The organism is Kitasatospora sp. NPDC043949, from assembly GCF_056435365.1.
In genome coordinates, this window is record NZ_JBWKEQ010000013.1 from 78,263 (window position 1) to 96,779 (window position 18,517).

Consider the following 18,517-nt stretch of genomic DNA (forward strand, 5'->3'; position numbering starts at 1 on the left):
TCACCGCTCACCACCGCCCCGCAGATACACACAGCGCAGCTCGGAGGCGAAGCGCAACTCCCCGTCCCGCAGCCAGGCGTCCTCGGGTGCGGGCAGCGTCTCGGACAGCAGGAGCTGTTCCGCCGTGCCCGCCAGCCGGGCCATGCCCTTGAGGAGTTCGGGGCTCGCGGTGTCCACGTACACCGGTTTGCGTTCGGCCGGTGACTTCGCGAAGAAGCGGTCGGGCAGGCCCCGTTCCCGGAGCAGCCGGGCCGAGGCGAGCAGCCGCTCGGCCTCCTGCCGGCTGCCGTGCGCCTCCAGCAGCGCCGCGCTCGGCAGCGCCCAGCGGCGCCGCGAGAACACCACGTTGCCCCAGCGCAGCCGCGGCACGTGCGGCAGGTCCGGCAGCACCGGGCGGCGGATCCGGGGCAGTGCCAGCGCGGTGTGCACGGCGGTGTCGAGCTCGCCGTTGTGGAACAGCAGGCTCCGGCCGGGGTGGGTTTCGCCGCGCAGGACGACCCGTTCGCCGTCGCTCTCCAGCCACAGCTGGTCCAGGCCGATCCGCTCCCGGTCCGCGCCGGCCCTGCCGCCCAGTTCGAGCACCACGCCGGGGAACTCCAGCGGCGGCAGCCCGGTCGTACGACGGGAGATCACGTTGACGGCCAGCTGGTCGCCCAGGGCCCTGCGCACCCCGGCGTCCCGCTCGGCGAGCAGCGCCGCGGCGTCCGGATGGAACTGCAGCGCCCACGGGGTGAGCAGCGCCGCGTCGTGGATGTCGCCGAGCACGAGCGGGGTCACCCCCGGCTCGTACCCGGCCAGGTCGGGCGCCGCGATCAGGACGTCGATGGAGCACAGCACCGGGGCGGCAGGCGGTGGCGGTGCGGCGAGCAGCCCCGCCACGTCGAGTTCGGCCCGGTCCGCGCCTTCGGCCTCGACCACCCGGCTCAGCTCGGCGCCGAGCTCTCCACCCGGCTCGATGGCGAGGTCCGCGCACTCCCGCAGCGCCCGCAGCAGCGGGATCCTTCCCGCTCCGAGCCGGGCCGCGACCGCCCGGTTGGTGCGTACGCGGGTCGCCTCGGCCTCGTGGGCCAGCAGGTCGAGCACCGGCGCGACGGCGTCGCACATGTCGCGGGCCAGCGGTCCACGGACCTCCAGCCCAGCCGTGCCGACGGCGGCCTCGTGGATGATGACCCGGTCGTTGTAGAAGCGTCCGCGTTCCGCCGAGCGGTCGGTGACGGGCAGCAGCGACTCCAGTTCGGCCTGGACGGTCAGTTTCCGCTCGGGCGGCGCCGACGGGTAGCCGTCGAGCAGTTCGAGCACCTTCACCAGCAGGGCCCGCACCCCGGCCGCGCGGGCGGCCGTCTCGGTGTCCGAGGCGTCGATGCGCTCCAGGGTCCAGCGCAGCGGGTCGACCACGGTCGCCGGCGGACACAGGGTGTGCGTCAGCGTCCCCTTCGCCACGGCGGCCGCGAACGCCTCCACCGCCTCCAGGGCACCGGCGCCGCACCCGGACGCGATCCCGGCCACCGTCCGTACGCCGTCGGCCTCCCGCAGCAGCGCCGCGCCGACGCCCGTACCGCGGGGCGGCCCCGTCATCGTCTTGCGCACCGGTGCCAGCCGCTCGGCCAGCGCCGGGTCGCCCAGCAGCAGGTCCTGCACGGCGTCGTTGACCCGGGCCGCGGTGTGCGCCTGGCGGACCCGGATCGCCGTGTGGCCCTCCCAGTCCAGCGCCGTGGCGGCGTCGGAGCCAGGGCTGAGCCTGCCGTAGTTGATGGGCCCGAAGAAGCTCATCGTCTCGCTCTTGGACGCCAGCCGCTGTGCGTAGGAGGCGAGTTGGCGCCGGATCCGGCCGCCGGTCGCACCCCGTGCGAGATCGCGGTGGACGGCGGGCGATGAGCAGACGATGGCGTCGTTGACCCGCGGATCGGTGCGGACGGCGGCGAGCGCCTCGTCGACCGCCGCCGTGTCGGCCTCGACGGTGGCGGCGAGCCGCTCCCGCACCGCGCTCACCCGCTCCGCCGCGGCGTTCCACTCGGCCAGCCAGTCGGCGGGCAGGTTGTCCGACGCGGGCAGCGGCCGCAGACCGCGCAACTTCGCCTGCTGGCCCCGGGACAGCCGCCCCGCCGGGTGCAGCCGTGACGCCACGTCGCCCGACCGGGCCTCCAGGGCGAACAGCTCCTCGATGAGCAGACGGGTCCGTTCGCAGGCCAGTCGCTCGACCATCTGCCAGGGGAACCCGGCGCTGCGCAGGACGACCGTGGGCAGCAGCTCCCAGCCGTGCCGCCGCGGCGCCGGCGCCGACTCCTGCGGCGACAGGTCGGATCGGTCGGACAGGTCGGATCGGTCGGACCGGTGGGATCGGTCGGATCGGTGGGATCGGTGGGTCATGACGATGCCCTCTTCATGGCGATCCGGAACTCCGAGGTCACGGGGGCCCCGCCGTGGCGCAGCCACAGCGCGTCCGGCGCAGGCCTCATCTCGGCCAGCGACACCGTCGCGCTGTCACCGGCCAGCACCATCGCCACCAGGGCGTCGACGGCCAGCGGACTGTCCAGGTCGATTCCGACCGGTTTCGGCTCGTGCGCGAGGGAGGCGAAGCAGAACCGGGGCACTCCGTGCCGGGCCCGCAGCGACTGGACGGCGAGGAAGGCGGCGGCGGGGTCGCGCGCCGCGTCGACCCCGAGGTCGGCCCGGTCGAACCACCAGCGCGCCCGCTGCACGAGCAGGTCCCCGACCACGATCCTCGGCGCGAAGTCCCCGATCCGCACCAGCGGCAGCCCCACTCCGGGTGCGGCGAAGGCCCGCAGGTGCACGTGGTCGTCCTCGCCGGCGTACAGGGTCAGTTCCCCGTCCGGGGTGCGCAGCCGGGGCGTGCCGTCCACCAGGACGACGCTCAGATCGGTCAGCGGCACGGTCCGCTCCCGGTCGTCGGTGGCCACCGAGGTGATCTCGATGAAGCGGCCCGGGAACCAGTCGGCCACCAGGCCCTTGTGGCGCCTGCGGCGGATCACCGTGGCCAGCCGCTCGGGGCCGCCCCACGGTTCGAGACCCGCCGCGAAGTCGCCCAGCATCCGGTCCTGTTCGTCGCTGAACAGCCCCTGTGAACCCCAGGCGAAGACGTACGGGTGCAGCTCGCCCAGCACCAGCAGTCCGCCGCCGTCCTCCCGGCTCTCCAGCATCAGGTCAGGGCTGACGAAACGGGGCCGGCCGGGCTCGGGCGCGAACCCCGCGAGCTCGGCGGGGGAGAGCCGGGCCTCCTGGCCCCGCACGGCGGATTCCACCAGTGCCGCGTAGTCCCGCTTGAACCCGATCAGTGGCCCGGCGAGCCGGTCCAGACCGCCCGCCTCGACCGAGGCGCGCATCCGGCGGATCAGCTCGTCGTACGGCATGGCGCCGCCGCCCGCCTCGCGCAGGATCCCCGCGCACAGCTCGGCCGCCGCGTGCTGCTGGAGCTCGCCGTAGCGGGCGGCCACGTCCAGCACCGGGCTGAGCTCGGACTCCCAGCGCCCGGCCACGTCGCCACCGACCACCACCGGGCTCTGGTCGCCCTTGGCGTCCAGGGACACCACCAGCCGGTCCGCGTACATCCGGCCGCCGGCGCGACGTGCGTCGACTTCGGTGAGCCGGGTGAAGCACTCCTCGACGCGCTCCAGCGCGGCCGCCCGGGCGCGGTGGCCGTCGGCCGCCGCGTAGGCGTCGCCCAGGTCGCGCAGTTCCCGCAGCCGCACCGGCCAGGCGGTGCCCTCCGCGTAGCGGTCGGCCCAGGAGACCAGCCAGTCCAGCGGCCGCGCCGCCGTGGACGGCGGCTCGGGCCAGAGCCGGACGGCCCCGGCCTGCCGCAGCCGGTCCAGGACCCGGCGCGTCTCCGCGAGGTCGAGCCCCGCCAGCGCCGCCAGTTCGACGGGGGAACGTCGCCCGTCGACGGCCTCGGCGAGCTGCCACCGCACCCCGGACAGGGTGATCCGGCGGCCGTCGGCGGACTGGATCGTCCCCGACGCCGTCCCCGGCACCTCGCCCGACCCCGGTGTCCCGCCCGGTGTCCCGCTCGGTGTCCTGCCCGGTGTCCTGCCCGGTGTCCTGCGGCAGGACGGCATCCAGGCCACGGGCGGGCGGTCCCGCACCTGCGGGTCCGTACCGATGAGCTTGGCCAGCTCGCACACCGCCCAGAACGCGGTCTGCGCCTCCAGGACGTGGTAGCCGCAGGCCGTCTCGGGGCCGAGGACGGTGCCCTCGGCCCCACGGTCGACCCGGCCGTGCACCAGCGGACCGAAGAAGCTGGTCGTCTCGTTCTTCGCGCCGAGCCGCTGGCCGTACAGGTAGACCCGGCGGTAGAAGGACCGGTCCTTGGCGCGGTTGCGGCCCGTCGCGCTGTCCTGCTGCTGCCAGCCGTCGACCCAGCGCACCGCCTCGGTGTGGAAGGACGGCGACAGCTGGAGCAGGGCGTCGCACACCCGCTCGTCGCGGAGCAGGTCGCGGACCCGCTCCGGCCGCCGCAGCACCTCCTCACCCAGCGCGGCGGTCAGCCGCTCGCCCGCCTGCTGCTGAGCGGAGTGCGCCGCGCGGTAGCCGTCGACCGCCGATGCCACGTCGCCGCCGCGCGGGTCGGGCTCCACCGGCAGCCGGCGGCCCACCCGGCCGCGCAGCTTCGACAGTTCGCGCAGTCCGGCCCGGTCCCGCTCGCGGTCGGCGCCGGTGACGGACTTGGCGATCGCCTCCTGGAGCCGGGCGCGGCTCCGCTCGAACCGCGCCACCACCTCCCGGTACTCCGCGGCCGCGGCACCCGCCGGCCCGTCACCGAGAGCGGTCAGCAGGCCGATGCCGAAGCCCGCCCTCCGCAGCAGCAGCCGATCGTAGAGCTGCCACCTGGCCCGCTGTCCCGTCTCCCCCTGGGTCGCATGGTCGGTCATGGCCTCAGTCCTGAAAGTTGATCAGGTCGAACGGGCGGTTGAGCTTGGTCCGCGGCTTGGGCAGCAGCCCTTGCAGGTCACCGCCGTCGGCGACGGCCTTGGCGAGGGCGTCCGCCGCACCGGGACGGGTGAGGCTCAGCGGCGCCATGGCCGCCACCGACCCGGCCGCGGCCACGGAGCCGGTCGTCATCACCCGACCCGCCTGGGCCAGCGCGATGCGGTACGGGTCGCCCAGCAGCCGCGCCGCGGACTCGGCACGCTCGTACTGCTCGGCGCCCGTCCTCGCGTCACCGCCGGAGGCGTGCAGCATGCCCAGTTCGAGACGCACCTCGGTCTCGTGGAAGCGGTCACCGAGCTCGGCCGCGTTCTCCAGCGTGGTGTCCAGGTCCGCCAGGGCGGCGTCCCGCTCGCCGACGAGCAGCCGCAGCCCGGCGCTGCGGTACGCGTGGTGCTTGCGGAAGCCCGCGTTCGACGAGCCGGCGGCCTGCTTGAACTTCTCCCAGGTCGTCAGGGCCGAGGCGTGCTTGCCCGCCTTCTCCTGGAGCACGCTGATGTTCGAGTACAGGTTGATCCGCAGATGCGCGGCACTGGCGTCGGTCAGACCCGCCATGCAGGCCAGCGCCTGCTTCTCGTGCTCGAAGGCCGCCCCGAGGCGCCGCTCCGCGAACAGGGTCAGCCCGCGCAGGTTGTGCAGCCAGCCGCGCTCGCGGCGTACGCTCTCGGCCTCGCCCGGACGTTCCCCGACGACCTCGAAGCCCTGCTCCACCTCGGCGACGGCCTCCGCCAGCCGGTTCTTGCGCTTGGACAGGGTGAGCGCGGAGTACAGGTGCGACTGGGCACGCAGCTCCGGGGACAGGCCGGCGGCGTCCTCCCGGATGGCCCGGAAGCAGGCGAGGGCCGTGTCCTGGTCCCCGCGGAAGCCCGCCTGGATGCCGAGCACCTTGAGCAGGAAACCGCGTACGTCGGCGGTGCCGCGCAGGATCGCCGTCTCGAACTCGATGGCGTGGACGAGTTCCTCCTCGCGCTCCGCCTCGGCGAGCAGCCCGGGTATGCCCGACTCGGGGATGCCGGCGAGCAGCCCGATCGCCTCGTCGGCGACGACCGCCATGCCCTCCCAGTTCGTGGAGAAGAACGCCCGGCGGCAGTAGGCCAGTGCGGCGGCCACCCGGTCCACGGCGGAGCCCTCGGAGTCCCTTGCCCGCAGGAAGAGTTCGCCCTCCTCGGACACCGGCTCGAATCCGGCGTCGGGAGCCGTACCCAGGTCCACGGCCAGGTCGCCCTCGGTGACCGGCAGCCCCATGCGGCGCAGACAGCGCACCCGCTCCCCGCGGTAGTCGGCGTACCGGCCGACCGGCTCGCGCACGGACGTCGGTGCGTCCAGCAGCAGTTCGGCGCCCTCGACGAGCTGCGCGTGCTCGAAGGCCCGCATGAAACCGCGCAGCGAGGACAGGTCGGTGCCGCCCATCCCGCTGAGCAGCAGGGGCCTGCCCAACTGCGCGGTGCCCGTGCAGAGGGCGGTCGCGGCCACCGTCAGCACGCGGTAGACCTGCTCGCTCTCCCGGTGCAGCCGCCGCTCGGAGGGCGCGAGCGCGATCTCCTCCAGCGGCGCGGTGCCGGGCGCGGTCTCGGCGGGAAAGAGCTCCGCCCATTCGGACGGGTGCCCGGCCGCGAGGCCGGTGAAGTCGGCGCCCTCGGCACGCAGGGCGTCGATGCCCGCCCGCAGCCCCGTGTACGAGGCGGCCGGGCCGGTGTTCACGTCGACCAGGACGGAGTCGGTGGATACGCGGCTCACCTCGGCCGCCCGCGTCACCATCGCGAGGGCTCGGTGGTGGCGAGGGCGAGCGGCGCGATCTTGTTCTCGACCTCGTCGAGGTCGAAGTCGACGTCGTCCAGCTCGTCCAGCGCGTCCAGTTCGGTGTCCTCGGCGGATTCCGTCCCGGCGGTCTCCGCCTGGGGGGTTTCCGTCCCGGCGGTTTCCACCTCGGGGGCTTGCGCTTCGGGGGCTTCCGCTTCGAGGGCGAGAGCCTCGGCGGTCTCCTCCGGCTCTGTGGACTTCGCGGTGGACTTCGCGGTGTCTTCCATGGCGCGCTCCATTCGGAATCACGGTCGGACGTGGAATGCGGATGCGAAGGATCCGGTGTCAGGGCAGCCGGAACCAAAGGGGTGGGCGGGGATCGTGACGGCGGACGTACGGGGGCGGCAGCGGTCGGAGGTAGGCCCCCGGACGCTCAGCCGGCCGGCGTGCGCATCCGGGCGAACTCGACCACTTGCCGTCCGACGGTGGCCAGTTGCGCGGTGAGATGCGGGTCGCCGGTGCTGCCGCCGGTGCTGTCGTCGGACGCCAGGGTGACGCTCTCCGTGTTGATGGCCACGCCCAGGGGAGTGGGCCAGCCCCTCAGGGCGTGCACGACGGAGCGCAGCCCCGCCAGCGTCGAAGCAGCCTGCGTCCCGCGTGCGGTGACGACACAGCCGACGGCGCGGCCGTGCAGATAGGGACGCGCGTCCTCACGCAGGTCCTCCAGGTAGTCGAGGGCGTTCTTCACCAGACCGGAAACGCCCCCGTGGTACGCGGGCGTGCCGATCACCAGGCCGTCGGCGAGGGCGACGGCCTCGACCAGCCGCCGGGCCGCCGGGGTGCGCAGTGACTCCCCCGGGGCGTAGAGCGGCAGTTGAAGTTCCTCGGCACCCAGCAGCAGGGTCCGGGCCCCCGCCGCCGCGGAGGCCGCGAGTACCGCCCGGACCGCCCGTTCCGTCGAGGAACCGGAGCGCACGGTGCCCCCGATGCCGACGATCAGGGGCCCGGCATCGGCTGGGGCACCAACACCGGGATTCTCCACCGAAAGAACGGAACCCTGGTTCGTCTCCAGCACGGTTACACCAATCTCCTTGACCGGTCGCGGTTTTCGGAGTCTAGACAGGGCGGTTATGCGCTGGTTATGAGCTGGTTATGCGTGGGTTATGCATTGGTTACGCCTGGGCCGGAGGTCTGGTCCGCAGTCCGGGCGGGCGCGTCCTGGGTGCGCAGAACCCGGTCCAGGAGCCGCTGGGTGTCAGGGCTGACATCGATGTCCAGACCGTCCGACATCCGGGCCCGGCACAGCTTGTACCAGGACCTGGCTTGCCCTAACTGGCCCAGGTCGCCGTGCACTTGGATCAGGGTCCGGTAGACGTCCTCCTGGTACGGGTCGATGTCCAGCGTGCGGCGGCACATGTCGATGACCTTCGGCAGCTCACCCCGGTCCAGTGCCTCCTGGAGGAGGAAGTCCGCCGCTCCCAGCGCGAGGGACCGTACCCAGTCCCGCTGCTCCCTGGCCCAGTCGGCGGGCTCACCGGGCAGGAAGTCCCCGGCGTGGAGATCCAGTGCGCTGCGGTAGTACTCCGCGGCCGCGCGCGGATCACTTCGGGCCGCCGCTCGGTGCCCTTCGTTGCACAGCCGCTCCAACTCCTCGAAGTCCAGCCAGGCGTCGTGGAGTTTGAGGGAGTACCCGTACTCGCTGCAGACGATCTCCGCGGCCGGCTGCTCCTCCGCGGCCTGCTGCCCGCTGAGTATCTGGTGCACCGCGTGCTTGGCGACCTTGAGGGAACTGGAGCCCGCCGACCGGGTGCGGTCGGGCCACAGCGCGGCGTGCAGTTCGTCGCGGTCGACCGTGCGGCCCCGGTTGATGAGGAGGTAAAGGAACAGTGTGCGCGCTTTGCCGGCCCGCCAGCGTCTGACCGGGAGTCCCCCCAAGTCCAGTGAAAAGCCGCCGAGGCAGCGTACGACGGCAAGCGTGGAAATCTCGGTCATGTTGGAAACCCTCCTTCTTCGTGGGGGTAACAGGATGCGAACGCACTGGCGGGGTCGGTCGGGCCAGGCCTGTGGGGGAGGCAACCCGGTCGACCGGTGGTACGACCGGGGTGAGGGCCGGTCGCCTTATCTGTGTTGACGTACGGGAACGTCGTGGTCGTTCGGAGAATGCCGGTCAGACGGACGGCGGGAAGCGGAGTCTCCGGTTCGACTCAGGGAATCGGCGGAGGGCTTCCGGGGCCGGTTCACGGCCCTTCACGCGCGCGGGTCGGCCCGATCGGCCTGGCGTCGGTGCTCCGCCTCGGCTGCGACGCGACGGGAAGCCCTCGTCTCACCGGAAGGCGCTGATGGTGTACTCGCTCATGGTGAGGTGTCGCGGCGATTCGGACACGCCCTCACGCGATTCGGCCGGTTTTCCGCGAACTTCGGCGCTCTTTCCGGCCTCGTCGATCGGCGGCTTCACGAAGTCGATTCCGAGAAGGCGCCGCCGGCCGCCGAACCCGGGTCGGTGTACGCACGATCGGCGCGCTGATTCCGTCGACACGTCCCACCCCATGGCGGCGGCGGAGGCCCGGGCCGGCGTGACGAGCGAGAGCCCGGCGGCCGCCGGAGCGGCGGCGACCAGGGCTCCAAGTAGCGTGCGCGGCATGATGTACGTTCTCCAGAGTTGCCTGCCGGGCACCGTCCGGCCGCCCGAGTCAGGAAGATCAGGAATGACTCTGGCTCCTGGCAATAAACAAGCAATGAACAGCAGATACGGCCCCGGCACCCGCCCGTTTCGACTCGCCGGGTGAACGAACTACACCACCCCGAAGCCCGAATCAAACCCGCCCGCCGTTCGCCCCCGCGCGATCACGCGCCACGACGCTCCAGCACACCCCCCGAAGGATGAACCCTCGCCGCCCCGCCCCGACACTCACACGCCGAAGCGCCCCACACCCGCCTCTACCACCCCGCCCGCCTAGGGCGCCGCGCCCCGCCCAGGGCGCGGCCGCATGCCTGGCCCCCGTCACACCGGTCGGGCCATCCCCGCGGGTGCGGGGAGAACCCTTCGCGACCTGGGACGTTGTGGCGGCTTTGCCATTTCTTTGCATGGCTTGGCGCGTTGTTGTGGGGACGTCTCAACGTCGCTGGCGAGGTGTTGAGGTGTCAAAGGGCTTGCGAATCATCCCACGTGTCGGTGACGTGCGGGGCCGATCGCCCTATACGTACGGTTCGCTGCCGCCGGGCCCGCGGACCGCCCAGTTTCGTAAGCGCTGGGAGGTGTGGACTGCGCCTGCTGGGCCGGGTGGGATCCGGGCGCAGCGGGTGCGCGAGGCCGTGGGGGAGGTGACGTGAGGTGCGCGGAACCAGGGTTGGCGTGGGTCCGATCGGGAACAGTTCGTGCTTCCCGTGGCGGTTTCGGAAGTGGTTGTTGCGGCTGGCGCCTTCGGCAGGTGGGCCGGCTGTTCGCCAGGCGTGGTGAAAGGATCTGTCCGGGCCGCCACCGCCTCCTCACCTCCCTCGGGGGCCGCACCCAGTCCCCCCCGCAGGACCTTGACGCAGCCGCCGCCCTCTGCCGCTCCCTGCTCGCCGAACTCCGTGTCCTGGTCGTCCTCGACAACGTCGCCACGGTCAGCCAGGTTCGCCCCCTGCTACCCGGCAGCGCCAGCAGCCGGATAGTCGTTGTCAGCCGCAGCCGGCTCTCCGGCCTCGCCGTGTGCGACGGCGCCCGCCGCCTCATCCCCGGCACCTTGCCGGGGCCTGAAGCCGTCGCCCTGCTGCGCACCGTCACCGCGGGCCACCGGCCGCGGGGCGACCCCGCCCAGCTCGCCGAACTCGCCCGGGTCTGGGCCAAACTGTCCCTGTCCCTGGTCCTGCACATCGCGGTCGAACGCGCCGCCGGCCTGCCCCACAGGGGACTGGACGAGCTGATCTCCGACCTGCGCTACGAATCCGCCCTGTGGGACGCCCCGAGCGTGGAGACGACGAGGACGCCGACGCCGTCCGCCCTTCGGCAACTCGACTGCCACGGCGTCACCCCCGAACGCCTGCGCGTCATCGCCCCTTCCGCGCCCTCGGCCGCGAAGCCCGCGGAACCTGCCGCAGCCTCACCGCCTGGACCACCGACCTCCTCGACGTCGCCGCCAGCCGCGTCAAACGCCGCTTTTACGTCATCGGCGACCGCGCGCCCCACGTCGGTGTCCTCGCCGCCGAACTCCCCGCCTGCCACCATTCACGACCGCGGCACCTGGCTCCGCGACGACCCCGAACAGGCGGATGCACCCGGGTAGACCGTTCGGCGGCGCCGTCCGGAGCGCGGGAGATTTGTCGGACGACGGGCGGTCTGAAGCTGCCATCGTCGAGAAGCGGTGAAACGAACCGACTTGTCAAACCGGCCCGGGCGAGCTGGCAGGCCTCGTCAGGTGATGCGAGCGGCCCTGAACCCGGGGAGGCGCCGTCGGTCGAGGCCGCCCCTGGGCTCTGCTCAACTGTGGCTGCCTGTGGGTCAGTTGTCGCCGAGGTCGTAGGCCGCGGTGACGGGGGCGTGGTCGCTCCAGCGTTCGGTGTGGGTGGCGGCGCGTTCGACGCGGGCGTCAGTGGCGCGGGCGGCGAGGCCCGGGGTGGCGACCTGGAGGTCGATGCGCCAGCGGAACGACGCCTTTTGTAAAAGGTCCACCCGTTCGAGTGTGGGCTGTTCGAGGGTGTCGGCTGGCCTGGGCGGTAGGGGCCTCTTGTGAGCAGTATGACGTTGTTGGCGCCGGTTCGGGCGGTGGTTGGTTCGCGTGTGTCGGACACGCATGGGGACGAGGGCAAGGTCTCGCACCTGGTCCAGGCGGAGTCGGCGACCCGGCACGCGCTGTCGAAGGAGTGGGAGATCGTCGGGTCCTTCGAGGACCTGGACGTCTCGGCCCAGATCACGCCGTGGAAGCGTCCCGACCTGGGGCCGTGGCTCACCGAGCGCCAGGGCGAGTGGGACGCGATGGTGTGGGCCAAGGTCGACCGGGCGTTCCGCTCGGCCAAGGACTGTGCGGACGTCGCCCACTGGGCCGAGGAGAACCACAAAGTCCTGGTCTTCACCGACGACGGCATCACCCTCGACTACCGCGAGGGCCGAGAGTCGTCGTTCGGGAACGAGCTGGCCAAGACGTTCCTGATGCTGGCGTCGATCTTCGCGGAGATGGAGCTCAAGCGGATCAAGGCCCGCGTCACGGCCGCGCACAAGCACCTGCGTAAGACCGACCGGTGGGCCGGCGGGCAGCCGCCGTACGGGTACCGGATCGTCGACCGCCCCGGTGGTGGCCGAACGCTGGAGCCGGATCCGGTCACGTCCGAGGCGGTCCGGTACATGGGCAAGCTCCTGCTGGAGGGGCAGAGCCAGTGGATGATCGCCGCGGCCCTGGAGGCCGCCGGCTTCGACACGCCGTCGATGCACGCGTTCAAGAACCAGGGCGAGTCGTACTCGAGCAAGCGAAAGACTGCTCCGTCGAACCACTGGAACCCGACCAGCGTGGGGAAGATCTTGCGCTCACCGGCGACGATGGGCCTGAAGCTGACCGGCCGCTCCGTCAAGGCGCGCAAGATCGCCCGCGACGCCAAAGGTCTTCCGATCCGGATGGCCGACCCGCTGTTCACGGACGAGGTGTGGGCGGCGATCCAGGCGGCGATGGACGAGCGGTCGGTCACGAAGGAACGCTCGAACGGCGCTTCGCCCTGGCTGGGCGTGCCGCACTGCGACCGCTGCGGCGATCGGCTCTACCGGCAGGTGAACCTCGCCAAGAACGGCAAGATCTACGAGTACTACCGGTGCGCGAAGACGGCCGGCAAACCCGCCTGCAAGGGCCAGTCCGTCAAGGGCAAGCGGGTCACCGCCGCGATCACCGCCCTGGTGGAGCGCCTGGCCGGGCTGGCGATGACGGTGCGCAGGTTCATCCCGGGTGAGGACCACACCGAGCAGCTCAACCACGTCACGGCGGCCATGAAGGACTTGCGCGAGGAGAAGCGCCGCAACCTGTTCGACTACCCCGGCGGCGACGACGAGTACGCCGAAGCCCTCGAACTCCTCGTCGACGAACGCCGCCGCCTCGCCGCCCTCCCACAACGCCCCTCCGCCTGGGTCGAGGTCGAGACCGGCCAGACCTTCGCCGACGCCTGGACCCAAGCCGATCAGGAAGCCCGCCGCCAACTCCTTCTCGGCCTCAAGGCCCGCCTCTACATGACACCCACCATCGAAGGCTGGTACCTACCCGCCGAACTCGAAGCACGAATAGCGAAACTGGAGTGCACCGGAAGCCCGGCATAGCTTGGGTGGTCTGGATCCTTCTCCATATTGGCTGTCTCATGATCAGACGTGAGGCTGGGCAGCGGCAGCGGAGCGTGGGGACAGCGGCAGAAATGAGGCACGTGCGAGTGAACCTTTGTGAGGTGCATGTTGCTGTCGGCTCAGCGGTGACGCCACAGCGAGTGCAGCCGCAGGACGTCCATCTGCCAGTGCTGTTGGAGTCCGTTCTGCGGGTGCGGAAGCTCCCTGCCGAGCGCAGCCGCGACCTCGCGGTAGACCCCCGTCGGGGCGTGGTCACCCGCGACGACAAGGGCGGACAGCAACGGCTCGCCAGCTGGCGTGTCACCGTCGACGCGGATGAGCAGCTCACACTGCTCCGATCCCCGCAACCAGGGCAGGTCGCGATTCAACCGGCGGCTGATTCCCGACCAGGTGATGGTGGATTGGTGACGGGCGACATCACGGAGAACGTGCCCCACGGCCCCCGCGAGTTCGCTGAGCGCGGCTCGCGTCAGGGCATGACGCTGTGTCACGTCCCCGGAGGGCGCCTCGGCCGTTACGCTCACCTCCCTGGTCGCCGTGGTGGCGGCAGCCGGCGGCGTCGAGCCGGTGGGTTCCGGGCGCGGGGAGGTCGGTCCCGCCACAGTGGCCTGCAGCCGAAAGCAGATCTCGAACAGCTCCTGAAGATCCTTAGAGACACCACCAACGAGCTTGCGCCGGAGGATCTTGGCGTGGGCGAGATCGCTGCGCAGGGCAAGTGAGTCCCCGTTCTCGCCAGCCCGGCGGGCGTTCTCCAGCAAGCCGTGGATGCGGGCCAGGATGTCGTCCGCCTCGCGCGAACTGATCCACTTGTGTAGGTCCCTCAGCAGCCGCCGAAGCGTTCTGGCCGTCGAGCCCGGCACCCCGGGGGCGCCGAGGACACGCACCGCCTCCTCGCGGATCTCGGTTGCGGCAGATACGTCGTCCGCAGCCTTGGCCCCCGCGAAACGGGACACCAGGTCATCGGCTCGTGCGGCGTGGCCGGGCGAGGGATGCTCCGCCTGGCGGGCGGCAGGGATTCCGACTTGCCGCACTCCTGCGGCGTCTCCAGCCTTGGCGATGAGTGCGGGCCGGTCGGCGTTCTCGGCTTTGGTGGTGCGTGCCACCTCGATAGCGCGGCTGTCGGGTCGGGTCGGGTGGCTCCCCGAGCCGGGGGTGCCCGCCCGACCGGTGACCGTGGTTCCTGCGGATCGGGTCGGATTGGGGCGGGCGGTCGCCAGCCGTGCCTGGACGGTGTGCCCGAGCACCCGGGCGAATTCTTCGAGGAGAGCGGGACTGGGCAGCACGAGGCTGCCCCCGGCACGGGCTGTCTCGAAGTTGTGCAGTTGTCGTTCCGCCTGCTGGACCGCGGTGGCCAGTCGTTCCGCCCGTCTGCCCTGGGTGCGGGGTTGGAGGTCCTGGGCCTCGCGTAGTACCCGTCGTAGCTCCCGGATCCTCGACGGTTCCGCGTCATCTACCCGGGAGTGCGGTACGGCGGCTGAGGGCGGTGCGATCCGGTAGTGGTCGTGGGCCGCTCGGACGGCCTGCTCGCACCAGCGCTGGAAGGCGGCTTCCGCCACTGGTATCTCCGCGTCGAGCTGGCGCAGCACGGTTCGCAGGTAGGGTAGGACGCGTCCGGACCGGCCTTGGACCAGGACGCACAGCGGGGCCCGGCCCGGGCGGAGCGGTCGGTCGACCTCGACCAGGAGGGACCGCCGCTTTGGGTCGGGCAGGTGTGACAGATCGAAGTTGGCCCGCTGAGAGAGTTCCTCCCATGAGGTGGTCTCTCCCGTTCGGGCGACCTCGATCAGCGCCTGTCGGAGGAGTTCCGCCAGCCGGCTGCGCGGGGCATAGGCGGGTGTGGTCTCGACCCGGGTTGGTGCCGCCTTCGGCGCGGCCGGGGCCAGCGGGAGGGCGGGGGCAGGGTCCTCCAGTGCGACCTCGGGGCGCCAGAGACCGGTTCGTTCTGCTTCCAGCCCGGACAGGCAGGTGACGCCGTCGGCACGGACGGCCCAGCCGGTGTTTCCGCCGGAGGCGTCGAGGTCGTCAACCAGCAACCGGGCCACCCCGTTGAGCCGGTAGACGTACTGCTCGGTGGGTGTCGGCACGGCATCGGGCAGCGAGACGTAGGAGCGGACGATCCGGCTCGCGGCTGCTTTCACGAACGCCCGGATCAGGTAACGGCCGGGCACGGTGAAGTGCGAAGCGGCCGGGGGAGTCGCGGCCGTGTCGACCGCGAAGACGACCTCCGCGCCCCGGAGTGGCAGACTCGCCGGGAACGGGGTCTGTCCCACACCGCGGGTGGGCAGTGAGCCCTCGGCTCGCAATGTCTCCAGTGCGGGGGGAATCAGGCCCTCGCTGGTCATCCGGCACGACTCCAGGGGCGCCCACGGGATGGCCCCGGCACTGGCGGTCACCAGCCCGATCAGGACGCGGCGGTCGGTTCCCCGTGTCTCGCAGCGGACCCGCAGGGCATAGCCGCGCCGTGCCACCATGTCGTTGACTACGACGCCGTCCCGTCCGAAGACCCATTCGACCCGGCCGGTCTTCGCGCCGAGACTTTCCACGGCTCGCCGCCAGCTGTGGTAGTCGCCGGGATGGAGCACGAATCGCAGGTGCTGTTCGGTGGCGCGCAGCCAGAAGTCCACTGCATCCCCGGGCCCGTTGCCCAGGCTTCGGAGGTCGGCCTGGGCCAGGTGACCCTGGTCGGCCAGCCAGGCTTTCACATCGCGTTTGATGAAGAGGTGGTCGGCGCTTTCCACGCCGGTTGCGCTGCGGTGGCACGTGGGCTTGCTGCCGTCGCGGTCCGGGTAGTGGGAGAAGTGGCAGACCTTCCACTCGTACCGTTTGGTCATCAGCTTCTCGCCGCAGCCACCCAGGTGCGTGCCGCACCAGAACTGGTCGGTTCCGAAATGGCGTCGGAACTCGTCCAAGTTGTGCGGTTCCTCGGGGGCGATGACGGGCCGGTCCGAGTCCGGGCCTCCGATGACGGCCGTCTGTACGCGTCGACTGTCGACTGCTGCCACTGGGTTACCGCCCGATCGGTCCGTCGCTTGCTTGCGGCAGAGGATACGTCAGGTCCGACCGACCGTCAGCGCTGTTGCCCGAGTCGTGACGCCGTGTGCGAACCAGTGTGGAGTTGGGCAGCGGGGCGCCGCCTACCTGGACGGTAATCAGGACCACCGCGATCGCGGCGAGCCCGAGCAGCCCACCCCTCACCCCACTCCGTCAATTTCACCCCCACCCCACCCGTCCCGGCGGGGCCCGGCTACTCGACGTCCTCGTACTCCTCGTCGTCGTCTTCGTGCTCCTCGTCATCTCGACGATCCACGGCCGGGGAGTTCACGAGGATGTCGCCACCCAACTTGCGTACCTCGTCGATGATGCGGTTCTGCTCCTCGGCCGATCCGAACGGGTGCGAGGTAGTGGCCCGTGCCTCAGGAGCTTCCGCGAGGGCCATCAGCCGCTTCACGGCCTGCCGCGCGTCGTTCACGGCATGGCGCAGGGCTCGCCGCTCGGCTGCCAACTGGGCGTGGATGGACTGATCGGCGCTGGCCTTCTCCTTCTCCGAGTTCTGCTCGTCCTCGACCTCGCGAGCCTTCCCCGGGTCGGAGAGCACCACGATGCTCCACTGGCTGAGTGCTTCGGGGGCCACACCCCCCGCGTCCTTGCGGATCTTGTCCTCAGCCGTGAGGTCGACCGCCGGGACGGAGTACATCGTGGCCGTGTTGCGTCCGAGGAGCTGCGTGTCGGTGAAGGCGTTGAGGCACTCCCGCTCCGGGTCGAAGGCCTTGGCGGCGAAGGCCAGGGTCCACAACCCCTCCTCGGACTCCGTGAGCCCGGCGATGATCTGGTCCGCGTTGGCGCGGAACGGGACCGTCCGACCCACCGCCGACCCGACGTTGCGCGTGATGAGTTTGTCCGTGATGAGCGCGACCCCTCCGGCCACCGCGAGGGTCTGCCGCGCACTCTCGTTGCCGTTCAACGCGGGTTGGACGAGTTCGGCGAAGTCCGCCGTGGGAACCGGCTGCCAGTTCCCCATGACGCCCTTGGTGAGCACGCCGCCGTTCGCCCAGGCGTTCCGCGCTTGTTGGAGCGATCCCGCCTTGTACCCGCGCCAGGGCAGGTCGATGACCGGCCCGAGGAGTTCCGCGTACCCGGCCGTCCTCATCTTGCTGGTGCCCTTGATGTCCTTGGCGAACCGCTTGACCTGCTCGAAGATCTCGGGTCGGGTGAGGAAGTTCACCAGGTAGACGGCCCGCCAGAGTGCTGTGCCCGGAATGCGGTTGTTCTGGAACACGACGGGTAGTTCCGCTGGCTTCCGGCGACCGATCGCGAGCCCGATGATCTCCTCCAGGAGATTGTGCTGCGGCAGCCCGGGAAGGCGGATGCGGCTGATCGCCCGGGTGCCGACCTCGACGTTCTGCGCTGCCGCGTCCCAATGCCGGAACTCGACGTGGATCGAGGCGAGGATGGAGCGGATCGCGTCATCAAAGACCTCCTCCGCGGAGAGCCCGGCCGAGCTGTGCCGGTGGACGCCGACCGTGACCTGGGCCGGCAGGACAAGGGTCTGGCCAAGGCGCACCGCGCGGTCCGTCGGCTGTGCCTCGTTCACTCCGCGCTGGAATTCGGCCAGGAAGCCGGCGAGTGCCTCCTGCCGGCCGAGCGCCATGCGCTGGCTGAGCGCCTTCTCACTGGCACCGCGTCGCTGGGGCTTCTCGGCGGTCAGCACCTTGAGAGCAGTCGCGGCGATGTCGTCGGCGTACGGTGCTTCCCCTTCGGTGAGCAGCGCCCAGGCACTGGTCAGACGCGTAATGCCGTCGCGTACGGCGAGGACGTCGATGTGTTCGCTGCCGTCGGCGAACTCGAGCCGGCACGGGTGCGCGATGACGGCACGGGTGATCCGCCGGGCCAGGATCGACCGGTCGTAGGGATTCGGATTGGCGTGTCGAGTCTGCTCGATCGTCTGCGTCAGGTGGTCCCGCAGATGATCGCGGTCGCGGTAGCGGTAGATGACACGGGCATACGGCCGTCCGTCCTCGTCCACATCGCCGTGGACCTCCGGATCGTTCACGGGCAGTGCTCCCTGGCTGGTCCGCGGCTGGTGCCCCGGGAACAGTTCGGTCAGCCATACCCTGGCGTGGAGCGAGCGGAGCGTTGCCCCCTCCACGTGTTCTTCGATCAATGCGGGCGCCTGCCCCTTGGAGGAGCGCAGTTGGGCTGCCGCCGTGTCGGGGGAGACGACGGCACGAGCCACGACGTGCCACCCGTCCTCGTCCAGTGAAGCGCCCTCGGCTGCCAGACCCGCTCGAACCAGTGCGGAACGATCACCCGCGGTGGCGGGAGTCGGCAGGGTCCGCTCGAATCCCGAGACCGTGAACTCCTCCCCCGCGAAGCGGAACGAGATGCTCTCGGGGTTGCTCGCCGGTGTCACGACACTGGATCCGTGATCGCTATCTTCCTCGTCGATGGCCTGGGATTCGCTGACGTCAGACATGTTCTTCCTTTCAAGAGACTGTCAAAGTTGACTGATTTCCATCGATTGCTCCCCTGGCTGGCCACTGC

11 protein-coding genes and 1 pseudogene are annotated in these 18,517 nt (G+C 71.2%); 2 read left to right on the top strand and 10 right to left on the bottom strand.

Annotated elements, in window-relative coordinates; all coding sequences use genetic code 11:
- The 7 genes from AC07AL_RS13605 to AC07AL_RS13635 all read right to left on the bottom strand — a co-directional run bounded on the left by AC07AL_RS13605 (position 1) and on the right by AC07AL_RS13635 (position 9,322).
- The gene (locus AC07AL_RS13605) at positions 1 to 2,367 is read right to left on the bottom strand and encodes a lantibiotic dehydratase (RefSeq protein ID WP_363586673.1); all 2,367 of its coding nucleotides are present in this window, start codon (positions 2,365 to 2,367) and stop codon (positions 1 to 3) included.
- Positions 2,364 to 4,886 (bottom strand): hypothetical protein, encoded by a 2,523-nt coding sequence (locus tag AC07AL_RS13610; protein ID WP_478317460.1) that lies wholly within the window; start codon positions 4,884 to 4,886, stop codon positions 2,364 to 2,366. Before AC07AL_RS13610 ends, AC07AL_RS13605 begins: the two co-directional genes overlap by 4 nt.
- A 4-nt stretch (positions 4,887 to 4,890) precedes the next feature.
- Positions 4,891 to 6,678 carry a hypothetical protein gene (locus AC07AL_RS13615; protein WP_478317461.1) on the bottom strand — a complete coding sequence of 596 codons (1,788 nt, stop codon included), beginning with the start codon at positions 6,676 to 6,678 and terminating at the stop codon, positions 4,891 to 4,893.
- Positions 6,679 to 6,692: 14 nt separating this feature from the next.
- Entirely contained in the window at positions 6,693 to 6,968 is a 276-nt protein-coding gene (locus AC07AL_RS13620; protein ID WP_478317463.1) for an ammosamide/lymphostin RiPP family protein, read from the bottom strand.
- 146 nt (positions 6,969 to 7,114) lie between these two features.
- A complete protein-coding gene (locus tag AC07AL_RS13625; RefSeq protein WP_478317464.1) occupies positions 7,115 to 7,756 on the bottom strand; it encodes an NADPH-dependent FMN reductase in 642 nt (213 codons plus the stop codon).
- A gap of 86 nt (positions 7,757 to 7,842) precedes the next feature.
- Positions 7,843 to 8,673 (bottom strand): AfsR/SARP family transcriptional regulator, encoded by an 831-nt coding sequence (locus AC07AL_RS13630; protein ID WP_478317465.1) that lies wholly within the window; start codon positions 8,671 to 8,673, stop codon positions 7,843 to 7,845.
- A 331-nt stretch (positions 8,674 to 9,004) separates the two neighbouring features.
- Positions 9,005 to 9,322, bottom strand: a complete 318-nt coding sequence (locus AC07AL_RS13635) for a hypothetical protein (protein ID WP_400802919.1) — start codon at positions 9,320 to 9,322, stop codon at positions 9,005 to 9,007.
- Between the two features lie 787 nt (positions 9,323 to 10,109).
- Here AC07AL_RS13635 and AC07AL_RS13640 point away from each other — a divergent pair.
- Positions 10,110 to 10,946 (top strand): hypothetical protein, encoded by an 837-nt coding sequence (locus AC07AL_RS13640; RefSeq protein WP_478317466.1) that lies wholly within the window; start codon positions 10,110 to 10,112, stop codon positions 10,944 to 10,946.
- Positions 10,947 to 11,161: 215 nt separating this feature from the next.
- Here the strand turns inward: AC07AL_RS13640 and AC07AL_RS13645 are convergent.
- Positions 11,162 to 11,302, bottom strand: a pseudogene (locus AC07AL_RS13645) (exodeoxyribonuclease III); the annotation flags it as partial.
- Between the two features lie 138 nt (positions 11,303 to 11,440).
- Here AC07AL_RS13645 and AC07AL_RS13650 point away from each other — a divergent pair.
- Entirely contained in the window at positions 11,441 to 12,955 is a 1,515-nt protein-coding gene (locus AC07AL_RS13650; protein ID WP_478317467.1) for a recombinase family protein, read from the top strand.
- 140 nt (positions 12,956 to 13,095) lie between these two features.
- On the opposite strand, the gene AC07AL_RS13655 is transcribed toward AC07AL_RS13650, so the two are convergent.
- Positions 13,096 to 15,885, bottom strand: a complete 2,790-nt coding sequence (locus AC07AL_RS13655) for a competence protein CoiA family protein (protein WP_478317468.1) — start codon at positions 15,883 to 15,885, stop codon at positions 13,096 to 13,098.
- Between the two features lie 335 nt (positions 15,886 to 16,220).
- Complete coding sequence (locus tag AC07AL_RS13660) at positions 16,221 to 18,449, bottom strand: hypothetical protein (RefSeq protein WP_478317469.1); 2,229 nt, start codon at positions 18,447 to 18,449, stop codon at positions 16,221 to 16,223.
- Between the last annotated feature and the right edge of the window lie 68 nt (positions 18,450 to 18,517).

Bases quoted from the DNA above. Each gene is read 5' to 3' on its own strand.
- AC07AL_RS13605 (WP_363586673.1), bottom strand. From the start codon at position 2,367: ATGACCCACCGATCCCACCGATCCGACCGATCCCACCGGTCCGACCGA.
- AC07AL_RS13610 (WP_478317460.1), bottom strand. From the start codon at position 4,886: ATGACCGACCATGCGACCCAGGGGGAGACGGGACAGCGGGCCAGGTGG.
- AC07AL_RS13620 (WP_478317463.1), bottom strand. From the start codon at position 6,968: ATGGAAGACACCGCGAAGTCCACCGCGAAGTCCACAGAGCCGGAGGAG.
- AC07AL_RS13630 (WP_478317465.1), bottom strand. From the start codon at position 8,673: ATGACCGAGATTTCCACGCTTGCCGTCGTACGCTGCCTCGGCGGCTTT.
- AC07AL_RS13635 (WP_400802919.1), bottom strand. From the start codon at position 9,322: ATGCCGCGCACGCTACTTGGAGCCCTGGTCGCCGCCGCTCCGGCGGCC.
- AC07AL_RS13660 (WP_478317469.1), bottom strand. From the start codon at position 18,449: ATGTCTGACGTCAGCGAATCCCAGGCCATCGACGAGGAAGATAGCGAT.